Annotated in this window: 3 protein-coding genes; 1 reads left to right on the top strand and 2 read right to left on the bottom strand. The window is 58.5% G+C overall.

Annotated elements, in window-relative coordinates:
• A partial coding sequence (locus tag WCA53_RS22190) for a helix-turn-helix transcriptional regulator (RefSeq protein WP_423915613.1) occupies positions 1-370 on the top strand: 370 nt, incomplete at its 5' end.
• A 50-nt stretch (positions 371-420) separates the two neighbouring features.
• On the opposite strand, the gene WCA53_RS22185 is transcribed toward WCA53_RS22190, so the two are convergent.
• Together WCA53_RS22185 and fabG are read right to left on the bottom strand one after the other, a co-directional pair.
• The gene (locus WCA53_RS22185) at positions 421-1,212 is read right to left on the bottom strand and encodes an SDR family oxidoreductase (RefSeq protein WP_423915612.1); all 792 of its coding nucleotides are present in this window, start codon (positions 1,210-1,212) and stop codon (positions 421-423) included.
• A gap of 74 nt (positions 1,213-1,286) precedes the next feature.
• On the bottom strand, positions 1,287-2,027 hold the full coding sequence (gene fabG, locus WCA53_RS22180) for a 3-oxoacyl-[acyl-carrier-protein] reductase (RefSeq protein ID WP_423915611.1): 741 nt from the start codon (positions 2,025-2,027) through the stop codon (positions 1,287-1,289).
• Between the last annotated feature and the right edge of the window lie 78 nt (positions 2,028-2,105).

The raw sequence follows: 2,105 nt of genomic DNA, 5'->3' as shown, positions 1-2,105 counted from the left end.
TGCGGCTGCGGCAATGTTCAACGACCCCGCTCGCGCGTGGACGCTTCCCGAACTGGCTGGACTATGCAGCATGTCGCGCGCCACGTTCATGCGGCATTTCCAGGCCAGTCTCGGCTGCTCCGCGCTGGATCTGCTGACCGATATCCGAATGAGCGCCGCCGCGAACGCGCTGCGAAAATCCACGTCGTCCACCGAGGCGGTTGCCGATCTGGTCGGCTATCAATCGGTGTCCGCGTTTCGGCGTGTGTTTGCTCAACGGATGGGGATGACGCCGGGCGACTGGCGGCAGCACGCGCTTAAGGGCGGTGCCCCGTATTTATCGGACGACGGGGCTGACGGAGCGGGCGAACGCGATCGCGGCGGCGCGTGAACGCCCGATTACCAAGTGCTACTGCAGGACGCCCGCCCTCCCCTACGACCTCAAATATACTCGACGTTTCCGTCCACACTGATCGCCTGCCCGGAGATATTCTGCCCAGCGGGAGATGCTAGAAAAAGGGCCATTGCAGCAATGTCATCGGCTGTCACCATGCGTCGGAGGGAAATCTTTCGAAGGTACTCTTCCCGCATGACTTCAAAAGGTACACCGAGTGTTTCCGCCCGAGCCGCAATCACCCGGTCCATCCGTTCGCCTTCAACCACGCCAGGCAGTATTGCGTTCACACGAATATTGCTCGGCCCGAGTTCGATGGCAAGGGACTTGACCAAGCCGACAATCGCCCATTTGGTTGCTGCATACGGCGTCCGGAATGCGTAACCAAGACGCCCGGCCACGGATGACATGGCGATGATGCCAGGGGAGTCTGACGTCTCCTTGAGTACGGGAACGGCCTTCCTCAAGAAGTAATACTGGCTGTTGAGGTTCGTTGCGATTGTGCGTTCCCATTGGTCGGGTTCGATGACGTCTACGCCCCCGGTCGGACCCGCGATGCCTGCGTTGTTCACGAGCAGGTCCAGTCCTCCGAGCTTCGCGCAAGCGTTGTCGATGATACTGTCCACCTGCTCACGGTTTCCTACGTCGGCCACGCCCGCGTGAAGCCGGGGATGCTGCGCCTTTGCTTTATCGATGGCGACTGCGTCAACGTCGCAAATGTAGACCGTAGCATCCGCTTGAAGGAAGGCTTCTGCAATCGCAGCGCCAATGCCAGTGGCGGCGCCCGACACGAGTACTCGCAGACCGGGTCGTGGTTTTAAAAGGTCGAAAGTGTTCATCAGTCTTCTTTTATAAAGCGGACGCGTAGAGGTCCGAATCCCTATCGTTTGGTGGCTACCGGTGCAGCTTCCCGTTAAAGAGTCATCCCACCCGATGCTTCGATCACCGCGCCGTTGATATAACTCGCTTCATCACTTGCCAGGAAGGCGTATATGTTGGCTATCTCTTCAGGCGTCCCCAGACGTCGCAACGGCACCTGCTCGCGCATCTTCGCCATGACGTCCTCCGGTATGGTCGAAAGGATTGGCGTGTCGATGAACCCGGGAGCGATCGCGTTCACGCGAATGCCCTTTGGCCCGAGTTCGCGGCTCCACGTTTTCGTGAACCCGATGACCCCAAACTTGGCCGCAGCGTAGTTGGTCTGGCCATAGTTTCCGTAGATACCGACGACCGAACTGGCGTTGAGGATAACGCCGGCACGCTGCTCAATCATCGTGTCGACGACCGCTTGCGCGACATGGAATACGCCTCGAAGATTGACGTCGATAACGTCATCGAACTGCTTCAATGTCATCTTTTGGAGGCGGGCATCCCTCGTGATGCCCGCATTGTTCACGAGGACGTCGATTCGATGATGCTTCGCGAGTACCTTCGCAACCATGTCGTCGACCGCATCGCGGTCCGAAACATCGATGCTGAAACCATCCGCTGCCACACCCGCGTCACGACACGCGCTCACGACCCCGAATACCGCGTCATGGTTAAGGTCACACACGGCAACTATTGCACCTTCGCGAGCGAACTTCAAAGCCGTTGCAGCGCCAATGCCCTGCCCGGCTCCCGTAACGATTGCCACCTTGCCTTTAAGCCTCATTACCTACTCTCTCACTGTGAAAAACTTCAGTCGGACGATCTTCGTCCCGAATCGCCTTGGCAAGCAAAGGGACTAAAA

This window comes from Caballeronia sp. (assembly GCF_049581465.1).
In the GTDB taxonomy this organism is placed as follows: Bacteria; Pseudomonadota; Gammaproteobacteria; order Burkholderiales; family Burkholderiaceae; genus Caballeronia.
Note: the sequence above shows the minus strand (reverse complement) of the source record. Positions and strands in the feature narration are given on the sequence as shown.